General features: G+C 64.5%; 20 protein-coding genes. 8 read left to right on the top strand and 12 right to left on the bottom strand.

The window, feature by feature from the left end:
* The first annotated feature begins 41 nt into the window (after positions 1-41).
* On the top strand, positions 42-677 hold the full coding sequence (gene rnhB / locus NDI54_RS11120) for a ribonuclease HII (protein ID WP_310896514.1): 636 nt from the start codon (positions 42-44) through the stop codon (positions 675-677).
* Between the two features lie 39 nt (positions 678-716).
* Here the strand turns inward: rnhB and NDI54_RS11115 are convergent, their stop codons facing one another.
* Together NDI54_RS11115 and secF are read right to left on the bottom strand one after the other, a co-directional pair.
* On the bottom strand, positions 717-2,285 hold the full coding sequence (locus NDI54_RS11115; RefSeq protein ID WP_310896513.1) for a preprotein translocase subunit SecD: 1,569 nt from the start codon (positions 2,283-2,285) through the stop codon (positions 717-719).
* Positions 2,282-3,169, bottom strand: a complete 888-nt coding sequence (secF, locus tag NDI54_RS11110; protein ID WP_310896512.1) for a protein translocase subunit SecF — start codon at positions 3,167-3,169, stop codon at positions 2,282-2,284. Before secF ends, NDI54_RS11115 begins: the two co-directional genes overlap by 4 nt.
* 101 nt (positions 3,170-3,270) lie before the next feature.
* Here secF and NDI54_RS11105 point away from each other — a divergent pair, with 101 nt between their 5' ends.
* Complete coding sequence (locus tag NDI54_RS11105) at positions 3,271-3,585, top strand: hypothetical protein (protein ID WP_310896511.1); 315 nt, start codon at positions 3,271-3,273, stop codon at positions 3,583-3,585.
* Between the two features lie 26 nt (positions 3,586-3,611).
* On the opposite strand, the gene NDI54_RS11100 is transcribed toward NDI54_RS11105, so the two are convergent.
* Both NDI54_RS11100 and NDI54_RS11095 read right to left on the bottom strand, forming a co-directional pair.
* Positions 3,612-4,079 carry a DUF5812 family protein gene (locus NDI54_RS11100; RefSeq protein WP_310896510.1) on the bottom strand — a complete coding sequence of 156 codons (468 nt, stop codon included), beginning with the start codon at positions 4,077-4,079 and terminating at the stop codon, positions 3,612-3,614.
* 42 nt (positions 4,080-4,121) lie between these two features.
* Positions 4,122-4,691 carry a hypothetical protein gene (locus tag NDI54_RS11095; RefSeq protein WP_310896509.1) on the bottom strand — a complete coding sequence of 190 codons (570 nt, stop codon included), beginning with the start codon at positions 4,689-4,691 and terminating at the stop codon, positions 4,122-4,124.
* A 126-nt stretch (positions 4,692-4,817) separates the two neighbouring features.
* Here NDI54_RS11095 and NDI54_RS11090 point away from each other — a divergent pair, with 126 nt between their 5' ends.
* The 3 genes from NDI54_RS11090 to NDI54_RS11080 are packed head-to-tail and all read left to right on the top strand — an operon-like array spanning position 4,818 to position 7,497.
* Positions 4,818-6,128: a glucose-6-phosphate isomerase gene (locus tag NDI54_RS11090; protein ID WP_310896508.1), complete on the top strand. Its 1,311-nt coding sequence runs from the start codon at positions 4,818-4,820 to the stop codon at positions 6,126-6,128.
* Positions 6,129-6,151: 23 nt separating this feature from the next.
* Positions 6,152-7,294 (top strand): CPBP family intramembrane glutamic endopeptidase, encoded by a 1,143-nt coding sequence (locus NDI54_RS11085; RefSeq protein ID WP_310896507.1) that lies wholly within the window; start codon positions 6,152-6,154, stop codon positions 7,292-7,294.
* A gap of 56 nt (positions 7,295-7,350) precedes the next feature.
* Positions 7,351-7,497, top strand: coding sequence for a CopG family transcriptional regulator (locus NDI54_RS11080; protein WP_310896506.1), 147 nt, complete (start codon positions 7,351-7,353; stop codon positions 7,495-7,497).
* Here NDI54_RS11080 and NDI54_RS11075 read toward each other — a convergent pair.
* Complete coding sequence (locus tag NDI54_RS11075; RefSeq protein ID WP_310896505.1) at positions 7,494-7,952, bottom strand: NOB1 family endonuclease; 459 nt, start codon at positions 7,950-7,952, stop codon at positions 7,494-7,496. The genes NDI54_RS11080 and NDI54_RS11075 overlap by 4 nt on opposite strands.
* Entirely contained in the window at positions 7,953-8,192 is a 240-nt protein-coding gene (locus NDI54_RS11070; protein WP_137682922.1) for a PRC-barrel domain-containing protein, read from the bottom strand.
* A 212-nt stretch (positions 8,193-8,404) separates the two neighbouring features.
* Between NDI54_RS11070 and NDI54_RS11065 the strand changes: the two genes are divergently transcribed.
* From NDI54_RS11065 to NDI54_RS11055, 3 genes are all read left to right on the top strand, one after another.
* Positions 8,405-8,926 (top strand): plastocyanin/azurin family copper-binding protein, encoded by a 522-nt coding sequence (locus NDI54_RS11065; protein ID WP_310896504.1) that lies wholly within the window; start codon positions 8,405-8,407, stop codon positions 8,924-8,926.
* A gap of 94 nt (positions 8,927-9,020) precedes the next feature.
* Positions 9,021-10,826 carry a translation initiation factor IF-2 gene (gene infB / locus NDI54_RS11060; RefSeq protein ID WP_310896503.1) on the top strand — a complete coding sequence of 602 codons (1,806 nt, stop codon included), beginning with the start codon at positions 9,021-9,023 and terminating at the stop codon, positions 10,824-10,826.
* Positions 10,827-10,896: 70 nt separating this feature from the next.
* Positions 10,897-11,088 (top strand): hypothetical protein, encoded by a 192-nt coding sequence (locus NDI54_RS11055; protein ID WP_310896502.1) that lies wholly within the window; start codon positions 10,897-10,899, stop codon positions 11,086-11,088.
* A 61-nt stretch (positions 11,089-11,149) separates the two neighbouring features.
* Here the strand turns inward: NDI54_RS11055 and NDI54_RS11050 are convergent, their stop codons facing one another.
* From NDI54_RS11050 to truA, 6 genes are all read right to left on the bottom strand, one after another.
* Positions 11,150-11,503, bottom strand: a complete 354-nt coding sequence (locus NDI54_RS11050; protein WP_137682927.1) for a DUF5811 family protein — start codon at positions 11,501-11,503, stop codon at positions 11,150-11,152.
* Positions 11,504-11,587: 84 nt separating this feature from the next.
* Positions 11,588-12,058 carry a pyruvoyl-dependent arginine decarboxylase gene (locus tag NDI54_RS11045; RefSeq protein WP_310896501.1) on the bottom strand — a complete coding sequence of 157 codons (471 nt, stop codon included), beginning with the start codon at positions 12,056-12,058 and terminating at the stop codon, positions 11,588-11,590.
* A gap of 42 nt (positions 12,059-12,100) precedes the next feature.
* Positions 12,101-13,315, bottom strand: a complete 1,215-nt coding sequence (locus NDI54_RS11040) for a PQQ-binding-like beta-propeller repeat protein (RefSeq protein ID WP_310896500.1) — start codon at positions 13,313-13,315, stop codon at positions 12,101-12,103.
* A gap of 285 nt (positions 13,316-13,600) precedes the next feature.
* Positions 13,601-14,821, bottom strand: a complete 1,221-nt coding sequence (gene pan2, locus NDI54_RS11035) for a proteasome-activating nucleotidase Pan2 (protein ID WP_310896499.1) — start codon at positions 14,819-14,821, stop codon at positions 13,601-13,603.
* A gap of 134 nt (positions 14,822-14,955) precedes the next feature.
* Positions 14,956-16,746 (bottom strand): oligoendopeptidase F, encoded by a 1,791-nt coding sequence (pepF, locus tag NDI54_RS11030; RefSeq protein WP_310896498.1) that lies wholly within the window; start codon positions 16,744-16,746, stop codon positions 14,956-14,958.
* A gap of 59 nt (positions 16,747-16,805) precedes the next feature.
* Positions 16,806-17,633 carry a tRNA pseudouridine(38-40) synthase TruA gene (gene truA, locus NDI54_RS11025; protein WP_406600178.1) on the bottom strand — a complete coding sequence of 276 codons (828 nt, stop codon included), beginning with the start codon at positions 17,631-17,633 and terminating at the stop codon, positions 16,806-16,808.
* Positions 17,634-17,726: the final 93 nt, after the last annotated feature.

Here is a 17,726-nt window from a genome sequence, read left to right as displayed (position 1 = left end):
CAACCGGAAGCTGTTTTTGTGGTGCTATCCAGAAGACAGCCATGCGATTTGGCGTCGACGAGGCCGGAAAAGGGCCGGTGCTGGGGTCGATGTTCGCCGCCGCCGTCCGGGCCGACCCGGCGGCCCTACCGGAGGGTGTTGGCGACTCGAAGAATATCAAGCCAGAGCGCCGCGAGCGACTCGCCGCTGACATCCGTGAATCGGCCGACGCCGTCGGTGTCGTCGAGATTCCGGTCGAGCGCATCGACGCCGACGAGACGGACATGAACACGCTGACCGTCGAGGCACAGGCCGAGGCACTGTCGGCGGTCGCTCAGGACAGCCTGTCGGGCATGGTCGACGCCGGCGACACCGACGCGGCGCGGTTCGGTCGCCGAGTCGCCGATAGGGTCGACGCCGACGTGACGGTGACCGCGGAACACGGAGCCGACGAGACGGACCCGCTGGTCGGTGCGGCCTCGATTATCGCGAAGGTGGCCCGCGACGCACACGTCGCGGAGTTGGCAGAGACGTACGGTGACGTGGGGTCTGGCTATCCCAGCGACCCGACAACGCGGGCGTTCCTGGCGGACTACGTCGACCACCACGGGGCGCTCCCGGCGTGTGCTCGCCGATCATGGTCGACGTGTGACGACGTGCTGGCGGCGGCCGAACAGGCGTCGCTGGGCGAGTTCTAAAACACGAGATTCGATCTGAAGCCGACCAGTGATAGCAGTTCAGTCCTCGTCCAGCACCAGGTTCCGGAGGATGTCACCGTAGGCCGGCCGCGTCACGAGCACGCCGATGAGGACGCCCACGATAGTGATAATGGCGAACCCGGAGAGGTCACCGAGTGGCAGGACCATCAGCGGACTCATCGCCATGATCGTCGTCGCCGCGGCCGCGCCGATGACCCAGAACGCCTTGCGGAAGCGGCTCTGGAACACGCGGCCGGTCTCGACTTTCCCCTCCTGGAGGATCTCGTCGGCAATGATGATGAGGTCGTCCACCCCCGTTCCGATGACCGCGATGAACCCGGCCAGATGCGAGAGGTTCAGCGGATACTGGACGAAGGCGACGAACCCGAGGAGGATGAACACCTCCGACAGCGCGGTGACGATCATCGGGATGACGACTTCCGCTCGTTTGTACCGGACATACACAACGAGACTGACCATTAGAACTGCGATCAACCCCGTTACCAGGGAGTTCTGCTTGAATCGTTCGGCCAGCGCTGGGTCAAGAGAGGCCCCAGAGTCCTGAGAAAGGTCAAGCGGTGCAGGAAGCTGCCCGGCCTCAAGGTTCAGCGCGATCTCGTTAGCCTGCTCAGAGCCGTTAGTTGGGACGATATACACCGGATTGTTAGAGAACTCACCGTTTGCGAAGCTCTGTCCGAGGTCTGTCCGAACTCCGCGGGCGGTGACGACTTCGCCGTTCAGTGTGTGGACCAAGCACCCATCACCCTCTGTTTGCTGGATATCAGAGTGGTTATAGTTACCACAGTCTGCCCCGTCACCGAATCCGGCATCAACCATCCGCTGTGAGAACTCATCGGCGGCTTCGGGCCGGACTGTAATGAAGACCGCCCAGTTGTCACTCTGTTCTGACTGTGTACTGGCCGAAATATCATCCATCTGATCCCGCTGCAGGACCTCTTCGCGGACGTAGCTCCCGTCCTCGCCACCCGGATACACGGCATATATTTTGACCACACCGCGCTCGTTCAGGATATCGACCAGTTCCTCACGGTCTCGGTCGGGAGCGGTGATGCTGATGAAGTTCTCCCCACCAGGAACGTTGACAATCTGGACCGATGCGCCGCTGAGCGCCGATGTTCGTAACTTCTCGTCGATACTCCGGACCATTTCTTGGCGTGTCTCCGCTGTCACACCATCGCGCACCGTCTCCGGCTGATATCCGTTGTTCCCCAGTGCAGTGCGCAGTTCCGACTGCGTAACGTTTTCTGTGACAACCTCGACGGCACCCATCTGGCGGTCAGGACCCCGTGGCCGGACCCGGACATCGATACTATCGATGTCAAGAGCGTCAGCTAATGTGCTCTCTAATTGCACACGATCTGCCTCTGTGACATTAATGCCCTCAGCTGTAATCCCGACAATCGGCGCTCTGAGGCGGGTGCCACCGCTAAGCTGAATGCCGTAATTGAGATTCGTCGACCGGTCGGTTGCCGCGCCCTCAGAACCCGTTGTCCCAGGCGGGACACCAGGCACAAACAGTGCAACGGCACTGAGAAGCAGTAAGGTAACGAGCATAACGACCCGCCAGTTCTCTTTGAGCGTACTCATCGATTGACCCCCTCATATTTGTACCATCGAAGCAGCGTCACGTTGAGCATATAGGTGTTCATCAGGTCTGCAGTGAGTCCGAGAACCAGGATCAGCCCAATATCCGCCATCAGGTCAATACCAAATACGGTGGCCGAGATTGCCATTACTGCCATCGCAGCGATGGACGTAACGGTCATCGTCACACCGGTCTGCATTGCCCGACGAGTGGATTCATAGAATCCACCCGAGCGCCGAAGGACGTGATTGTTCAGCAAAATATCTGAGTCAACGGAGTACCCGATCAGCATGAGCAACGCAGCGACGATACCCAGTGAAAGCTTGATTCCCAGAAGGTTCATTATTGCAACGGGGATGATAATGTCAGAGAAGGCCGACACGACGATGGCAATACTCGGAACAAACGTCCGAAAGAAGGCAAAAGCGAGGAGACTCATCCCAAGGAAGGCCACACCGACACCGATGACCGCAAGGCGTTGGTTCTGTGCGCCAAACAGCGGTGATGTGTTTCCGCTTCCCAAGAGTGTCAAGTCTTCGGTAGACTGGACTGTGGTCCGAACCGACTCTGTGTTCACAGTGTTATCGAACGTGACCACATACTGATTCTCGTACTCCGCATCCGTCCCAGTATTAATCCCCTGCACGGAGACGGTTGGTTCGTCGAACAACGAGTTGATTTCTTCGTTGGTATACTCGGCGTTCGTTCCGATTGTTAACTCTGTTCCACCAGTAAAGTCGATGCCCCGGTCGACTGGTGCTCCGGTGACAACCCACCACCCGAAGATGACCGCGAGCGCCAAGCCGAGTACCACCAGCGGAACCGCCACCAACTGGCGGTTCGAGTACTGGGTGTAATCGACTTCCGGGACCTCGAACTCGAACATGACCGAACGATGTGAGACGGGCGCGAATAAGCCTTCTCAATCACTGCCGCTGACATCCGCCGTGCCGTACATCTATGGTACTCAGTCACGCATGTTGAGACATGCCAGACAGTGCTACGACGGTCGAACTCTCCTACCCGGCGGACCTCAGCGGCTGGGGCCGCGACAAGGTCGAGGGGTCGCCGTTCCGGGCGTACCTGCGGAAGACACGTGACATCGCTGAGACGGGCGACGTGTGGACGGAGTTCGTCGGCGTCGGTTGCTGTGGCGACACGCTGGATTTCCCGCTCCGGGTCGAGTCCGTCGACGGTGGCGCGGCGGTGACCGAAGACACGGAGTTCGTCTACATCGAGCGCGAGGCGTGTGGGGTCGCCGGCGGCTGGCAGGTCCAGAGCGCCGCTGGACCGACCGAATAAGAAACGGCGGCGTATGGGAGAACGCGTCAGTCCGGCAGATACCGCACGCTGACGACCCCGTCGGCCGTCCGAACCTCGACGCGGTCGACGCCGAGCCTGGCCGCCCGCGAGAGAGTCGCCTCGTCGCCGACGACATCCGCGGCGGCCTCGGCCGTCTCATCTTCCGGGACCGTGAGGACGTGGACTTCGCCCTCGCCGGCGCGTTCGAACGTCGTTAGTTCGCCGGGAGCCTGCTCGGCCGCGATCTCGGTCGTCTGTGTCGTCGGCGCGAGATCGACCGTCTCGACGGGAATGCGTCGCCGCTCGACAACGTCCGTAACGGTGTAAGTGACCTCCATCGGCGGCTCCGGTTCGACAGTCCCCTCGACTACTTCGCCGGTCTCGACACCGGGGTTGTCCGACAGTGTCAGCACCTGCGAGTCCGCGACGTTCCGGAGCGTCGCCGACGCGTCGTCGGCGTTCGTGACCAGGAATGTCCCTTCAATCGCTGTCATGCGGATATGTTTGTGATGGGCGTTCTTGCCCGTTTCGACCCGCTATCGCAACAACCGATGAGTCAGGTACATCAAAAGCGTCGCAAGCAGCGGCGGGACAATGCCGGCAAGCGGCGGCAGCGAGTAGAAAAAACCGACGACGGTGCTCTGTGTCGGCTCGCGCAGTTCCGCCGGCGCGGAGGTCAACAATGCGAGATACAGCGATCCGATAAACAGGAACGCCGAGAGCCCGAGTGCGCGGTCGTAGGCGACTGACGATGCGGTCCGACGGTGGCGGCGGGCGACCGAAAGCACCGGAGCCAGCAGCGGTGCGACGAGCAGCAGGCCGATGAACAGGAAGAAGCTCCGCGAGAAGGTGAACGTCCCGCCGCGGACACTCCCAGTCGCAGCGAGTTGGGTGACCAGTCCGAAGACGAACACGAGCGTGATCGCCGCGGACAGGAACAGCGCAACCGGGACGTAGGCTTTGAACAGGAGCGAGTCGCTGGCCCGGAACGCGTACGGAAACGCACCGGGGAGCCCGTTGTACGGTTCGGGCCGGTCGTCATCAGCGTCGCCGGCAGCGGCGGGGTCGTCAGTCGTGACGGACTGCTCTGCCGTCGCGTCTGTCATACCTGTTCGTTAGGCGAGGGCGTGGTTAAGCGCGGTGTTGTCCGACCGGCGGTGACAGCGGGCTCGACGCCGCCGCCCGCCAGCCCCTCCGGGAGTTGTTTGTACCCACCGGTCGACAGCCCCACTATGCACGTCGATATCGGAGCCGCGCTTGCCAGTGCTGCCGACCCGGGCGTCGAACGAGCGGCGCTCGATGAGTTGGACGAACGGGTAGCCGCGGCCCACGACCGAATTGAGCAGGGGCGAAACGACGACGAGTTCGGCTACGCGTCGCTGAACCTCCCGGAGACGACTGACGCCGAGGCCATCCGGGACGCTGTCGCTCCGGTCGCCGACGCCGAGTCGGTCATCACCGTCGGCATCGGCGGGTCCGCACTGGGGGCGAAAACTATCACAGAGGCGCTGGCCGCGGACCCGGACAGCCACGTCGTGCTGGACAACGTCGATCCCGAGCACGTCCGCCGAACGCTCGACGGCCTCTCCCTCACCGATACGGCGATCAACGTCGTTTCTCGCTCGGGGACGACCGCGGAGACGCTGGCGAACTTCCTCGTCGTCCGTGAGGCCTACGAGGACCGCGGCGTCGACTGGACCGAGCGCATCGTCGTGACCACGGGCGAGTCCGGGCCGCTCCGGGCACTCGCCGACCAGCACGACCTGCCGACGCTGCCGGTCCCAGAGGGCGTCCCGGGCCGGTTCAGCGCGCTGTCGGCAGTCGGCCTCGTTCCGCCAGCCATTCTCGGTGTCGACATCGAGGGGCTGCTCGGCGGCGGCCAGACCGCGGCCGAGGACCTCGAGCCGTCGCTGTACGACTCGCCGGCCTACGCCTACGGCGCGATGGCCTATGCACTCGAAGAGGAGGGCGCGAAAGTCAACGCATTCATGCCCTACGCCGAGCGCCTGGAGTCCTTCGGCGAGTGGTTCGCACAGCTCTGGGCCGAGAGCCTGGGGAAAGACGGGCGGGGCCAGACACCGGCGCGAGCGCTGGGTGCGACCGACCAGCACTCCCAGCTCCAGCTGTACCGCGCCGGGCACCGGGACAAGGTCGTGACGTTCGTCCGACCGCGCGAGCGGGCCGACGTGGCGATTCCCGATCCGGACCACGAGGACCTGTCGTATCTCGCCGGAACCGACCTCGGCGGCCTCATCGACGCCGAGTACGAGGCGACGGTGGCGAGCCTGCCGGCGGCTGACCGGCCGGCGCTCGAACTAGAAATCGACCGCCTCGACGCCGAGAGCGTCGGCGAACTGCTGTACGCGATGGAGGCTGCCTGCGTCCTCGTCGGCGAACTCGCGGGCGTGGAGACGTTCACGCAGCCGGCCGTCGAGTGGGGCAAGAACGCGACGCGGGCGCTCATCCGCGGCGAAGCGACGGACGAAACCGCAGCCATCGACGAGCGCGAGCGGCTGCGGATCGGCGAAACGGAGTCCCTTTAGGCCGGCGCGACCGACTGCCGATAATGGACGACACTGCCGCGAACTGGGGTGTCCTCGCCGCTGGCCTCGGTCTCGTCGTACTCGTCGCCACCGAAACAGGCATCGTTGGCTGGATGACACCGACGACGGCGGTCGGTCCGGTCACCGCCCGACAGGTCGCCGTCGCCGGCTTCGTCATGGCCGCGCTCGCGTTCTCGCTTGTCCGCCACGGTGCGGTCGAGCCGCGGCAGGCTGGTCTCGGTGCAATGGGAGCGAGTGCCATCGCAACCCTCGCAACGCTCGTCGCCTTCTTCGGACCGGAGCACCGGCCCGGCGTCGAGGCAACGGTCGGTCTCGCAGTCTATCTCACGATGCTGGCCGGCGGCGTCACAGTCGCACTTGGCTGGGCGCTGGCGACCGGCGTGCCGAACAATCGGCTGTACACGGTCGCCAGAGCGCTCTCGGTCGCGACGGGAATCGGTCTGGCCGGCTTCCTCGTCGGCACGCTGTTCGCCCAGTTCGTCGTTCTCGGGGTCGCAGCCACAGGGCTGCTCGGCGCTGGGGCGCTGGACAGCGGGACCGTCACCGGCCCGGCGTACATCACCCTCACTATCGGTATCGGCGTCGGCTTCATCGGCTTCGGCGCGGCAGTCGCCAACCAGTTGGACCGGACCTGGGCCGACCTCGATCTGCGCCGGCCCGGAATCCGCGATATCGGCTACGGGGTCGGCGGCGTCGTCGTCCTCATGGTCGCGCTCTTTGGCTTCAGTTACCTCATTCAGGCCCTCGGCCTCGAAGCGGCCCGGAGTAACGTCGAGGAGGTCGCCAACAGGGACCCCTCGTTCCTGCTCGTGATGGTGCCGCTTGCGTTTCTCACGATCGCCCCGAGCGAGGAGTTTATCTACCGGAACATCATTCAAAAGTACCTCTACGACGATTTCGGTGAGCTGCAGGCAATCGTGCTCACAAGCGCCGTCTTCGGCGTCGTCCACTTCGGTCAGTACGCCGCTGGGACGCCGACACAGACCGCCCTTTCCTTGCTCCTTGTGTTTGTCCTCTCGACGCTGCTGGGTCTGAGCTATCTCAAAACTGAAAATCTGCTCGTCCCCATCTTCATTCACGGCGCATTCAACGCCATCCAGTTTCTCACATTGTACATTGAAATTACAGGAAATCCGGCGATTTGAACCGTCTGACTGCTGTCTGACGGGTGTTTATGCGAACTACCGTTGTAGGCGATTGCATGGCTCGGCGGTTCACCATCGTCTGTGATGACGACCAAGCGCGGATCATCGAGACGCTCGCGCGGCGCTACGGCATCACAGAGGAGGAAGTACTCACACAGTTGATCGATCTCGGGCTGGACGCCCGGGACGAACAGACTGTTTAGGCCGGGTTCTTCCGCGAGAGCGAACTCCCACAGATGGGACAGCGGTCGCGGTTCTCGTCGAACTCGCGGCCGCAGCCGGCACACTGGAACAGCCAGTCGCGCTGTTCGGAGATCCCTTCACGGGCGATAACTTCCACCGCCACGTCGAGTTTCTCCGCGACGTTTTGCATGGCGTAGTCGTCCGTGACGAGCCGGCTATCGAGTTCGAACGCGGCCGCGATCAGCCGGATATCAGTTTCGGAAAGTTCCGCCAGATCGCCGGTCTCGCTGGCGGCGCGTTCGATGCGCTCGACAGTGTTGTCCTCGGGGATATGGAGATGCATACCCGAGCCTTCGAGAGCATCGAAGCGATAGGCGGCCTCGTCTTCCAGTTCGTCTCTGACGAGCGGAATCGTCGCTATCTGCTCGTCGGTGTGGTACTCGTTGATAAACGCCGAGGAGTCCAGAACGTACATCTAGCGTTTGACGATCATGTGGTCTTTCACCGCCTTGACTCGTTCGACCGGAACAAGCAGGCGGCCCTGGTCACTGTACTCGAAATCCGTGTTGCGGAGCGACTCCGCGGGGTCGATGACGAGGTTGTGCAACGCGCCCGAGGAGAAGTCCATCGTGATGTTGTAGAGACTGCCGATCTCCGCACCATCAGTCCCCATCACGTCTTTCCCCGACAGGTTTTCTGCGAGTATTGCAGCCATACCCCCTTGTTCCGAACGAGGTTACATAAACGCCACGGGGATGTCTGACCAGCGACTCGCCACGACTTTCGGAGGGCTGTCACAGCGAAGGGGCTGCCATGCCACCATCGGAAACGTCGGCGAGCACGGGTATCAGTTGCTCTGTCTCGGGGAAGGGAACGACCCAACGCTGTGGGCAGCAGCCCTAAGCGGGAGGCACCCGACTGGGATGCATGGACCGAAACAGGCGGCGGTTTCTCGGAGTGCTTACGGCCGCTGTCACGGGAACTGTTGCAGGCTGCAGTGGCGACGGCGGTGACGCGTCGTCCCCGACAGACACAGCCACAGAAGCGTCGACCGAAACCGCGACGCCGACTGAGACGGCCACGCCGACCGAGACGCCGACACCGACTGCCACAGCCACCCCGACCGAGACGACGACACCCACACCAACCGGAACGCCGGGCGGCGCCGAGCAGGAAGTCGCTGTCGCGCCTGGCAGCTTCAGATTCGATCCGAAAACCTTCGAGATCCCGGTCGGAAGCACCGTGCTGTGGGTCTGGGAGGCCGACGGCCACAACGTCAAGCCGACCGCGACGCCGGCCGACAGCGACTGGTCAGGGACGCCCGGCGACGGGACGTATTCCAGCGGCCACCAGTACGCATACACGTTCGAGGTCCCCGGCGAGTACGAGTACCACTGTGTCCCCCACCAGGGGTTTGGCATGACGGGATCGTTCACTGTCACCGAGTGACGCCCGCTAAGCCCCGCGTTCGGTCGCGTGCGTCTGATGACGACGAACTTAACTGCCACCGACGACTCGGTTCTGACAACTTCTGGAGCCATTTATGTCTGACACGGACCCCACCACAGCCGACGACGACACCCTGCGGACGCCCATCGTCGCCGTCCTCGGCCACGTCGACCACGGAAAGACGAGCCTGCTCGACAAGATCCGCGGCTCGGCCGTCACTGCCGGTGAATCGGGCGCGATTACCCAGCACATCGGCGCGACCGCCGTCCCGCTCGACGTGATTTCGGAGATCGCTGGTGATCTCGTCGACCCGACGGATTTCGACCTGCCCGGCCTGCTGTTCATCGACACGCCGGGGCACCACTCCTTCTCGACGCTTCGCTCGCGGGGCGGTGCGCTCGCGGACATCGCTATCCTCGTCGTCGATGTCAACGACGGCTTCCAGCCACAGACACTGGAGGCCATCGACATCCTCAAACGAACGCAGACGCCGTTCATCGTCGCCGCGAACAAGATCGACACCGTCCCCGGCTGGAACCCCAACGAGGGCCAGCCGGTCCAGCAGACGATGGACGCCCAGTCCGACCGCGTCCAGTCCGACCTCAACGAGAAGCTCTACGAGATCATCGGCGAACTCTCGGACAACGGCTTCTCCGCGGACATGTACTGGCGCGTCCAGAACTTCCAGGCCAACATCGGCGTCGTGCCGGTCTCGGCCGAAACGAGCGAGGGCATCCCTGACCTGCTGACGGTGATGATGGGGCTGTCCCAGCGGTACATGAAAGAGGAGATGGAGATCGACACGACCGGTCCCGGTGTCGGGACCGTCCTCGAAGTGAAGGACACCCAGGGCTTTGGAACGACGCTCGACGCCATCATCTACGACGGGACCATTCGCAACGACGACACCATCGTCGTCGGCGGCCTGCAGGGGTCAATCGTCACCGACGTGCGGGCACTGCTCCGGCCGCGCCCGCTCGAAGAGATCCGGACCGAACAGGAGTTCGAGCAGGTCGAGCAGGTCGCCGCCGCCGACGGTGTCAAAATCGCTGCGCCGGACCTCGGCGACGCGATGGCCGGCGCGCCGATCCGCGTCATCCGCGACCGCGACCGTAGCGAAGTCATCGCCGAGGTGGAAGAGGAACTCGCCGAAATCGAGGTCACCACACAGGAGGAAGGCGTCGTCATCAAGGCCGACACGCTCGGCTCGCTGGAGGCCCTCTCCAGCACCCTCGAAGAAGAGGAGATCCCGGTCATGCGCGCCGAGGTTGGCGCGGTCGCACCGCGAGACGTGCGGGTCGCCGAAACGGCCGGCGAGCCGACAAACCAGGCGATTCTCGCGTTCAGCGTCGAGGTGCTTGATGACGCCCGGGACCTCGCCGAACAGGAGGAGGTAGAGCTGTTCGAGGACGACGTGATCTACCAACTCGTCGAGTCCTACGACGACCACGTCACCGCCATCGAGGAGGCCCAGCAGGAGCAGATCCTCGATAACATCACCCGACCCGCAAAGTTCCGAGTCCTGCAGGACCACACCTTCCGCCAGTCCGACCCCGCTGTCGTCGGCGTGGAAATTCTCTCCGGTGAACTCCGACGGAACGTTAACGTCATCAAATGGGAGGACGGCGAGCCACATCGCGTCGGGACGCTCAAGACGATCCAGGACGAGGGCGAGGATGTCGACTCGGCCCGCGCCGGCGAGCGCATGGCCGTCTCGATCCAGGGGCCGACCGTCGGCCGCCAGATCGAGGAAGGCGACGACCTCTGGGTCGAAATCCCGGAGAAGCACGCGAAGATTCTCGAACAGGAACTCAAAGAGGACATCTCCGTCGACGAGCGCGAGGCGCTGTCGATGTATCTGGAAAAACACCGGAACCGGGACCCCTTCTGGGGCAAGTAGGCGGTTGGCAGCGCACCGTTTGCACGAGTAATAATATTTAATTAGTAGGCATGTCTCTGTAGAGACAGGAATGTCCGGCCGCCCGTCGATACCCGACCTCGTGCTCGCCAGTATCGCCCTCTCGATGCTGCTGGCGTCGCTCGGCGCAGTCGTTACCTCTATCAGTTTCGTCACGGCGCTGAGTGCCGGCAGTCTCCCCGCCGGTGGCTCCATCGGCTACGCGCTGTTTTATAATCCGCCAGTCGCCGGCGGCGGGCGCTAATACTCGCCCGCTACGTTCCACTGACGCTACTGTCCCGGCGATAACTGGAAAACGGCGACCGTTACTGCGCCGTCGGCGACGTATCGTCGCCCATCACTTGCTTGACCTGCAACGCGGCGGAGGCAGCGATTCCCTGGGCGAGGTCGTCACGTTCGGCGTCGGAAATGCTCGCGCTTTCGGGGTCCTCGGGCGTGTAGTCCGCGCTGACGACTGATCCGACAGGGGGCTGAACCGCGATTGTGGCCCGTGGGCCTGTCGTACTGTTGCTGATTTCGGAGCCGACGACGAACTCACCGGGCAGGAGCTCGCGGGTCCGGGCGGCGACGCTTGAGAGGTCCCGGCGGAGCTTCTCACGCTGTTCCGTGGTCAGCGTCACTTCCTCCGTCTCCCCACCGAACGACGTATTCCCGTACATGAACGTTCTCTGTCTCTATGAGGGGGAGCACTAAAAACCCAGGGTCGAGCACAGTTCTGGCCGCAACCGTCAGCGCGCTGGTACTCACACGACCGGGTGACTCTCGCCGTATGTGGCGAGGACGACGGCGCTGGCGTACTCGGTATCCGAGGTCGCCGACTCGACGTAGACGTTCTCCTCGACGAACTCCCAGTCCCGCAGGTCACGACCGGCGGCCAGGCCCTCGCGGATCTCCATCCGGACCGCGTCCTCGCTGTCCCCGTCGACCTCGTAGAAGATGCCCGGTCCCGCCTCGCTGCGAGCCCAGCCGATGCCAGCGGCCACGCTCTCACCGGGCTCGGCTGTCGCCGAGGACTGGACGACCTCTAGCGCTTCGCCGGGCGGCCCCAGGTCCGGTGCGGTCCCCATCACCTCGAGAGCCGGCTCAGCAGGAATGACGGACGAGAGCGAGAGGAGATTGTAGTTGTGGACGCCTGCTTCGGCGAGTGCCGCGTCGTAGGCGGCCAGCGCGGTCGGGCCGGTTGCGGTCCCCCACACGACCCGAATGGTGCTCATAGACCGGAGTCGACGGTCCGCGGGCTAAGGGGTTTCGCTTCGTTACGCCGGAACGAGCTTGTAACACATGCCCGGTCGGTCCGGGTCGCCGTCGACCGCGCGTTCCGTGTAGTAGATGCCGTCAGGGGTCACCAGCGGCGCGCTCGTCACGTGGCCGCGGTTGTCGGTGGTCCAGGCCACCTCGCCGGAAGCTCGCTCTAATGCGTACAGCCGCGTGTCGTAGGACCCGACAAGCACGTGGTCCCGGGTAGCGACGACGCTCCCGATGATCCACCCGCCGGTGTCGTAGCGCCACTGCTCCTCGCCGCTGTCGAGGTCGATTGCGTACAGCCGGTCGTCGTGGCTGCCGACGTAGACGGTGCCGTCGTGGACCGCCGGCGCACACATCACGTCGGCGTCGGCCTCGAACGTCCACTGCTCCGTGCCGTCGGTCACGTCGACGGCGGTGACGGTTTCGGCCCACGATGGCACGATAGCGGTCCCCTCAGTGACGGCGATAGGGGCTTTCACGTCGCCGCCAGTGTCGTAGCGCCAGACCTGCTCCAAGCCCGGAAACGACCACGCGTAGCAGTAGCCATCGTTGGAACCAAACAGCAGGCGGTCGTGCTCGCGGTCCAGCGCCACCGTCGAGTGGGGGTGGTCGGTCGGCCGGCTATCGCGCCACTGCACGTCGCCGGTCGCGGCGTTGACGGCGGCGACGCTCCCGCTGGGAGCCGAGTGCTCGACAGCGACGTACAGCGACCCGTTGTAGTAGGTCGGGCTCGCGCCGATGGCGTCCCCCAGCTCCGTCCGCCAGCGGTACTCTCCGGTGTCGAGATCCAGCGCCGACAGCGCGCCGTCGTAGGCCCCGATATAGACGGTCTCGTTTGCGATAGCCGGCGTGCCGTGGCTCCCACGGGTAGCTTGGGTTATCGTCGTCGTCCACTGGACCTCACCATCCGGTGCAATGGCCCGGACGCGGCCGGTGTCGTCGGCCAGGATCAGGTCACCGGTCGGCGCGAGCGCCGGACTCCCCTTCGCAGCAGTGTGCTCCCCGCGGTTGGTCGGTCGTTCCCACGCCCGCTCGACAGCGTCGGGTACCGCGGTGTCCTGATACCCCTGGTTCAAAAGCCCCTGCCGGAACTGCGTGGCGGCGTGTTCGTCCAGCGTCGTCGATGCGAGTGGGTCGAACGACGACTGACACCCCGCGATTGACCCGACCGTCGTCGCCGCGAGCGTCCCCAGAAACGCCCGCCGCGTCCGTCCACGCTCTGTCACGAGCACCGATACCGGGCGGGGTGGCTTAAATCAGGCGGGGACGAAGGCTGTTCGGTGAAAACAAGAGCGATGTTCGCGGTGTGTGTCGAGTGTCACACTGACACCTCTGTGCGGTACTCAAAACCGAAAACCGATATCAGTCGGACTGTCCGCGAGCGAAGTGAGCGGTTCACCGCGCTCGAACACCGTGAGAGCGCGGCCTTTTTCGCCCACGTTTTTCAAGGAGCCTTCCCGCAGCGCACTCTACGAGTGCGTGAGGAAAGGCGACGCTGAAAAAGGTGGTTGTTAGGCGAACGCGACCGGCACGCTGCTGGCGTCGTCGTCGGCCTCGATCTTCGCTAGAGCGTCGTGGAGGTCGGACTGCTGGACCGTCGTCCGGCCGTCGCGGATGGCGAACATCCCGGCTTCGGTCGCCAGCGACGCTAGCTCCGCGCCGGAGAGGCCGTCGGTTTCGGCGGCGAACGCACCGAGGTCCACGTCGTCGTCGAGGTTCATCTCTTGCGTGTGGATTTCGAGGATGCGCTCGCGGCCCTCCACGTCGGGGTTCGGCACTTCGATGAGGCGGTCGAAGCGGCCGGGGCGGAGGATGGCCCGGTCGAGCATGTCGAAGCGGTTCGTTGCCGCGATGATACGGATCTCGCCGCGCTCGTCGAACCCGTCCATCTCAGAGAGCAACTGCATCATCGTCCGCTGGACCTCGGCGTCGCCGGAGGTCTTCGACTCCGTTCGCTTGGCCGCGATGGCGTCGATCTCGTCGATGAAGATGATAGCCGGTTCGCGCTCGGCGGCGAGTTCGAACAGGTCCCGGACGAGTCGCGCCCCCTCGCCGATGAACTTCCGGACCAGTTCGGAGCCGGCCATCTTGATGAACGTCGCATCGGTCTCGTTGGCGACGGCCTTCGCCAGCATCGTCTTGCCGGTGCCGGGCGGGCCGTGCAGCAGGACGCCACTCGGCGGCTCGATACCGACCTCGCGGAACTGGTCGGCGTTGATAAGCGGCTCCTCGACGGCTTCCCGGACCTCCCGGATCTGCTCTTCGAGGCCGCCGATGTCCTCGTAGCTCACGTCCGGCGAGCCATCGACCTGCATCGCCTGTGCGCGGGCGTCGGTCTCGGGGTCAAGGATCTGCTTGACGCCGAAGGAGTCGTTGATGGCGACGCGGTCGCCGGCCTCCAGCCCGTCCCGGATGGACGGCGAGACCTCCGTCAGCACCTCCTGGTTGTTGCCGTGTTGTTTGACGACGACGCCGTCGTCGGTCAGCTCCTCGGCCGTCGCGATGTACAGCGAGGAGGTCTTGAGCGTCTCGTTTTCCCGTTCGAGCTGATCGACCTCGTCGGTGAGGCCGTGTTGCCGGTCACGGGCCGCATCGAGTTGCTCGGTGAGCTGTTCGTTGACCTGTACGATCTCTTTGAAGTGTTCCCGGAGTGCCTCCAGACGCTCGTCAGGCGTCATATCGGGGTCGAGTTCCAACCGTGGTCGTTCCGGAAGCGAGGGACTGCGCGACATTTGGATGGTCGGTACTATACGGTTGAGACACAAAGTGCCTTCGGGTCACACGGGGGTGAAACAGTTATCCGTGTCGGGACGAGGGCTGTCTGTACAGCCCAGACCGTGCCGGAAACGGGGAGCCTAGCGTCGCTCTACAGCAGTTCGGCGAACTCGTCGAGGTATGCACCGTACGTCGAGAGCGCGGACTCGACCGGGTCCGGACTCGCCATGTCGACGCCGGCGTCTCGAAGCAGTTCCAGCGGGTACTCCCGGGACCCGCTCCGGAGGAAGTCGATGTACCGCTGGGCAGCGGGCTCGCCCTCATCGAGGATCCCGTCGACGAGCGCGACGGCCGCCGAGATGCCGGTCGCGTACTGGTAGACGTAGAACGCCCGGTAGAAGTGCGGGATACGCATCCACTCGCGGGCGATGCGGTCGTCAAGTACCGCCGGCTCGTAGTAATCGCCCTTCAGGTCGGCGTAGAGGTCGTCCAGTCGGTCTGGGGTCAGCGGCTCGCCGGCCTCGGACATCTCGTGGGTGCGGTGCTCGAACTCGGCGAACATCGTCTGCCGATAGAGGGTCGACCGGAACCGTTCGAGGTATTCGTTGAGGATGTGCCGGCGCAGACGCTCGTTCTCGACGGTGTCCAGCAGGTGGTGAGTCAACAGGGTCTCGTTGACCGTTGAGGCGACCTCGGCGACGAAGATCTCGTAGCCGGAGTAGACGTAGGGCTGTTCCTCGCTGGTGTACTCCGAATGCATCGAATGCCCGAGTTCGTGGGCCAGCGTGTACATCGACTCCACGTCGTCCTGGTAGTTCATCAGGATGAACGGCTGGGAGTCGTAGGTGCCCCCGGAGTACGCACCGGACTGCTTGTGCTCGGTCTCGTAGACATCGACCCAGCGGGACTCCAGCCCCTCGGCGAGGCGGGACTGGTAGTCCTCCCCCAGCGGCGCGACGGCCTCGGTGACGTACTCGCAGGCCTGTTCGTACTCGATTTCGGGCGATTCCTCCTGGACGAGTGGGACGTAGAGGTCCCACATCCGGAGTTCGTCAGCGCCGATTGACTGGCGCTTGAGGTCGGCGTGGCGGTGCAGCGTGTCGAGGTTGTCGTTGACGGTGTCGACGAGCGTGTCGTACACCTCGACGGGGACGTTGGGGCCGTCGAGCGCGGCCTCGCGGGCGGTGTCGTAGTTGCGGGCGTTGGCCATCTTCACGTCCGTCTTGACGGCGTTCTTGTAGGCCGTGCCGACCGCGTTGCGGACGGTTCCCCACTCGTCGTAAAACGCCTCGTAGACGCGCTGGCGGAACTCGCGGTCCGGGTGTTTCTGCAGCGTCGTGAAGTTGTTGAGCGTGATCGGCTGCTGGTCGCCGTCGGGGTCCTCGACCGTGGGGAACTCCATGTCGGCGTTGGCCAGCATGTTGTACACCTCGCCGGGCGCGCCGGTGACTTCGCCGAGTTCGGCGAGCAGGTTCTCGACCTCGGCCGAGCGGGTGTGGTCTTTCATCCGGAGCACGTCGTCGAAGTAGTGCTCGTACGGTTCCAGCGCCGGCTCCGCGTCGATCATCGCTTCGATGTCGTCGTACTCCAGTTCCTGCAGTTCCGGATCCAGGAACGAAGCGGCCGAGCTGGCCTCCGAGGACAGCGACTGCGTGCGAGCGGTCAGCGCCTGATAGGTGTCGTCGGTCGTGTCCTCGTCCCGGCGCATCCGGGCGTAGGCGGCGACGTTGGACACCGCCCGCATCAGCTCCTCGTAGGTCTCTAGCGTCGCTAGCAGGGTGGCGGCGTCCTCGGTGGCCCGCCCCTCGTAGGCGGACAGGTCCTCGATCAGTCCCTCCGTTTCCTCGTAGGCGGCTTCCCAGTCCTCGTCGCTGGCGTAGAGGGATTCGAGGTCCCACTTGTACGCCTCGTCGATGTCGCTCCGTGCGGGTACCGAACTCATAGCCCGCCCTTGGGACGGGGGCGAAGTAAGCCTTCGTTTCAGCGACGGAGGGGCGCGGGTTACAGCCCGTCAATGACGTGACCGGCGACCCGTGCTGTCGTTCGGGCCGTCGCGCGCCGGTGCTCGAAGACCCGCCGTGCATCCGCAGCGGCGTCCTCGTCCCGGGTGAAGGTCACGTCCGGGTAGCGCACGTCGGTCAGTACGAGCGGTTCGGGCGGGGCCGGCGGGACGCCATCGGGACCGCTGACGGGCTCCGGCGAGAGGATGCGGTCGATCTTCGACAGCGGGGCCGAGCCCTCCGCGACGGCGGCCGCAAGCGAGACGAGCCGGCGAACGAGCTGGCGACAGAACCCGCCGGCCGTGAACTGAACGACGAGGAACTGGCCGTCCCGCTCCCAGTCGATGTCGACGGTCCGCTTGGTACCTGTCTTGTCAGAGGTGAGGTTGTGGAAGTCGTGGTCGCCGGCGAGCGCGTCAACGGCATCGGCCCACCGCTCGTCGTCGACGGGGCTGTGTCCGTGGCGGTCCGCGTCCGGCGGCGCGTACAGGTAGTAGGTGTACGCCCGTTCGGTGGCGTCGTGGGTCGCGTGGAACCCGGCGGGAACGTCGGCGCTGGCCCACACGCGGATGTCGTCGGGGAGTTCGCCGTTGAACGCCGTCGGTGAGAGCCACGCCGGGGCGTCGAAGGCGACGGTCTGTGCCCGCGCGGACACGCCGGCATCGGTCCGGCCAGCAGCCGCGTAGTGCTCGGGCAGGCCGTCGCCGCGCTCGCAGACGCCCAGCCGGACTAGCGCCGAACGCAGTCGCCCCTCGACAGTGTCGACATCGGGCTGGCGCTGGAACCCGTGATACGACCGCCCGTCGTAGGCCACGCGGTAGGCGCGCATACCGATTCCTCGGCAGCAAGCCACTTGTCTCACCCGAATCCCAGTTGCCGAGAAGGATAGACGAACTTAGGGAGCCCGAGTGCAAAGTAGAGA

The sequence above is a fragment of the Haloarcula terrestris genome (assembly GCF_031624315.1).
GTDB lineage: Archaea > Halobacteriota > Halobacteria > Halobacteriales > Haloarculaceae > Haloarcula > Haloarcula terrestris.
The sequence above is the reverse complement of the archived record's forward strand: the minus strand, read 5'-3'. Positions and strand labels throughout refer to the sequence as shown.

Bases quoted from the DNA above. Each gene is read 5' to 3' on its own strand.
- NDI54_RS11105 (WP_310896511.1), top strand. From the start codon at position 3,271: ATGCCAGACAGTGCTACGACGGTCGAACTCTCCTACCCGGCGGACCTC.
- NDI54_RS11050 (WP_137682927.1), bottom strand. From the start codon at position 11,503: ATGTACGGGAATACGTCGTTCGGTGGGGAGACGGAGGAAGTGACGCTG.
- NDI54_RS11085 (WP_310896507.1), top strand. From the start codon at position 6,152: ATGGACGACACTGCCGCGAACTGGGGTGTCCTCGCCGCTGGCCTCGGT.
- truA (WP_406600178.1), bottom strand. From the start codon at position 17,633: ATGCGCGCCTACCGCGTGGCCTACGACGGGCGGTCGTATCACGGGTTC.
- pan2 (WP_310896499.1), bottom strand. From the start codon at position 14,821: ATGTCGCGCAGTCCCTCGCTTCCGGAACGACCACGGTTGGAACTCGAC.
- pepF (WP_310896498.1), bottom strand. From the start codon at position 16,746: ATGAGTTCGGTACCCGCACGGAGCGACATCGACGAGGCGTACAAGTGG.
- rnhB (WP_310896514.1), top strand. From the start codon at position 42: ATGCGATTTGGCGTCGACGAGGCCGGAAAAGGGCCGGTGCTGGGGTCG.
- NDI54_RS11080 (WP_310896506.1), top strand. From the start codon at position 7,351: ATGGCTCGGCGGTTCACCATCGTCTGTGATGACGACCAAGCGCGGATC.
- infB (WP_310896503.1), top strand. From the start codon at position 9,021: ATGTCTGACACGGACCCCACCACAGCCGACGACGACACCCTGCGGACG.
- NDI54_RS11100 (WP_310896510.1), bottom strand. From the start codon at position 4,079: ATGACAGCGATTGAAGGGACATTCCTGGTCACGAACGCCGACGACGCG.
- NDI54_RS11065 (WP_310896504.1), top strand. From the start codon at position 8,405: ATGGACCGAAACAGGCGGCGGTTTCTCGGAGTGCTTACGGCCGCTGTC.
- NDI54_RS11075 (WP_310896505.1), bottom strand. From the start codon at position 7,952: ATGTACGTTCTGGACTCCTCGGCGTTTATCAACGAGTACCACACCGAC.
- NDI54_RS11095 (WP_310896509.1), bottom strand. From the start codon at position 4,691: ATGACAGACGCGACGGCAGAGCAGTCCGTCACGACTGACGACCCCGCC.
- NDI54_RS11055 (WP_310896502.1), top strand. From the start codon at position 10,897: ATGTCCGGCCGCCCGTCGATACCCGACCTCGTGCTCGCCAGTATCGCC.
- NDI54_RS11090 (WP_310896508.1), top strand. From the start codon at position 4,818: ATGCACGTCGATATCGGAGCCGCGCTTGCCAGTGCTGCCGACCCGGGC.
- NDI54_RS11045 (WP_310896501.1), bottom strand. From the start codon at position 12,058: ATGAGCACCATTCGGGTCGTGTGGGGGACCGCAACCGGCCCGACCGCG.
- NDI54_RS11115 (WP_310896513.1), bottom strand. From the start codon at position 2,285: ATGAGTACGCTCAAAGAGAACTGGCGGGTCGTTATGCTCGTTACCTTA.
- secF (WP_310896512.1), bottom strand. From the start codon at position 3,169: ATGTTCGAGTTCGAGGTCCCGGAAGTCGATTACACCCAGTACTCGAAC.
- NDI54_RS11070 (WP_137682922.1), bottom strand. From the start codon at position 8,192: ATGGCTGCAATACTCGCAGAAAACCTGTCGGGGAAAGACGTGATGGGG.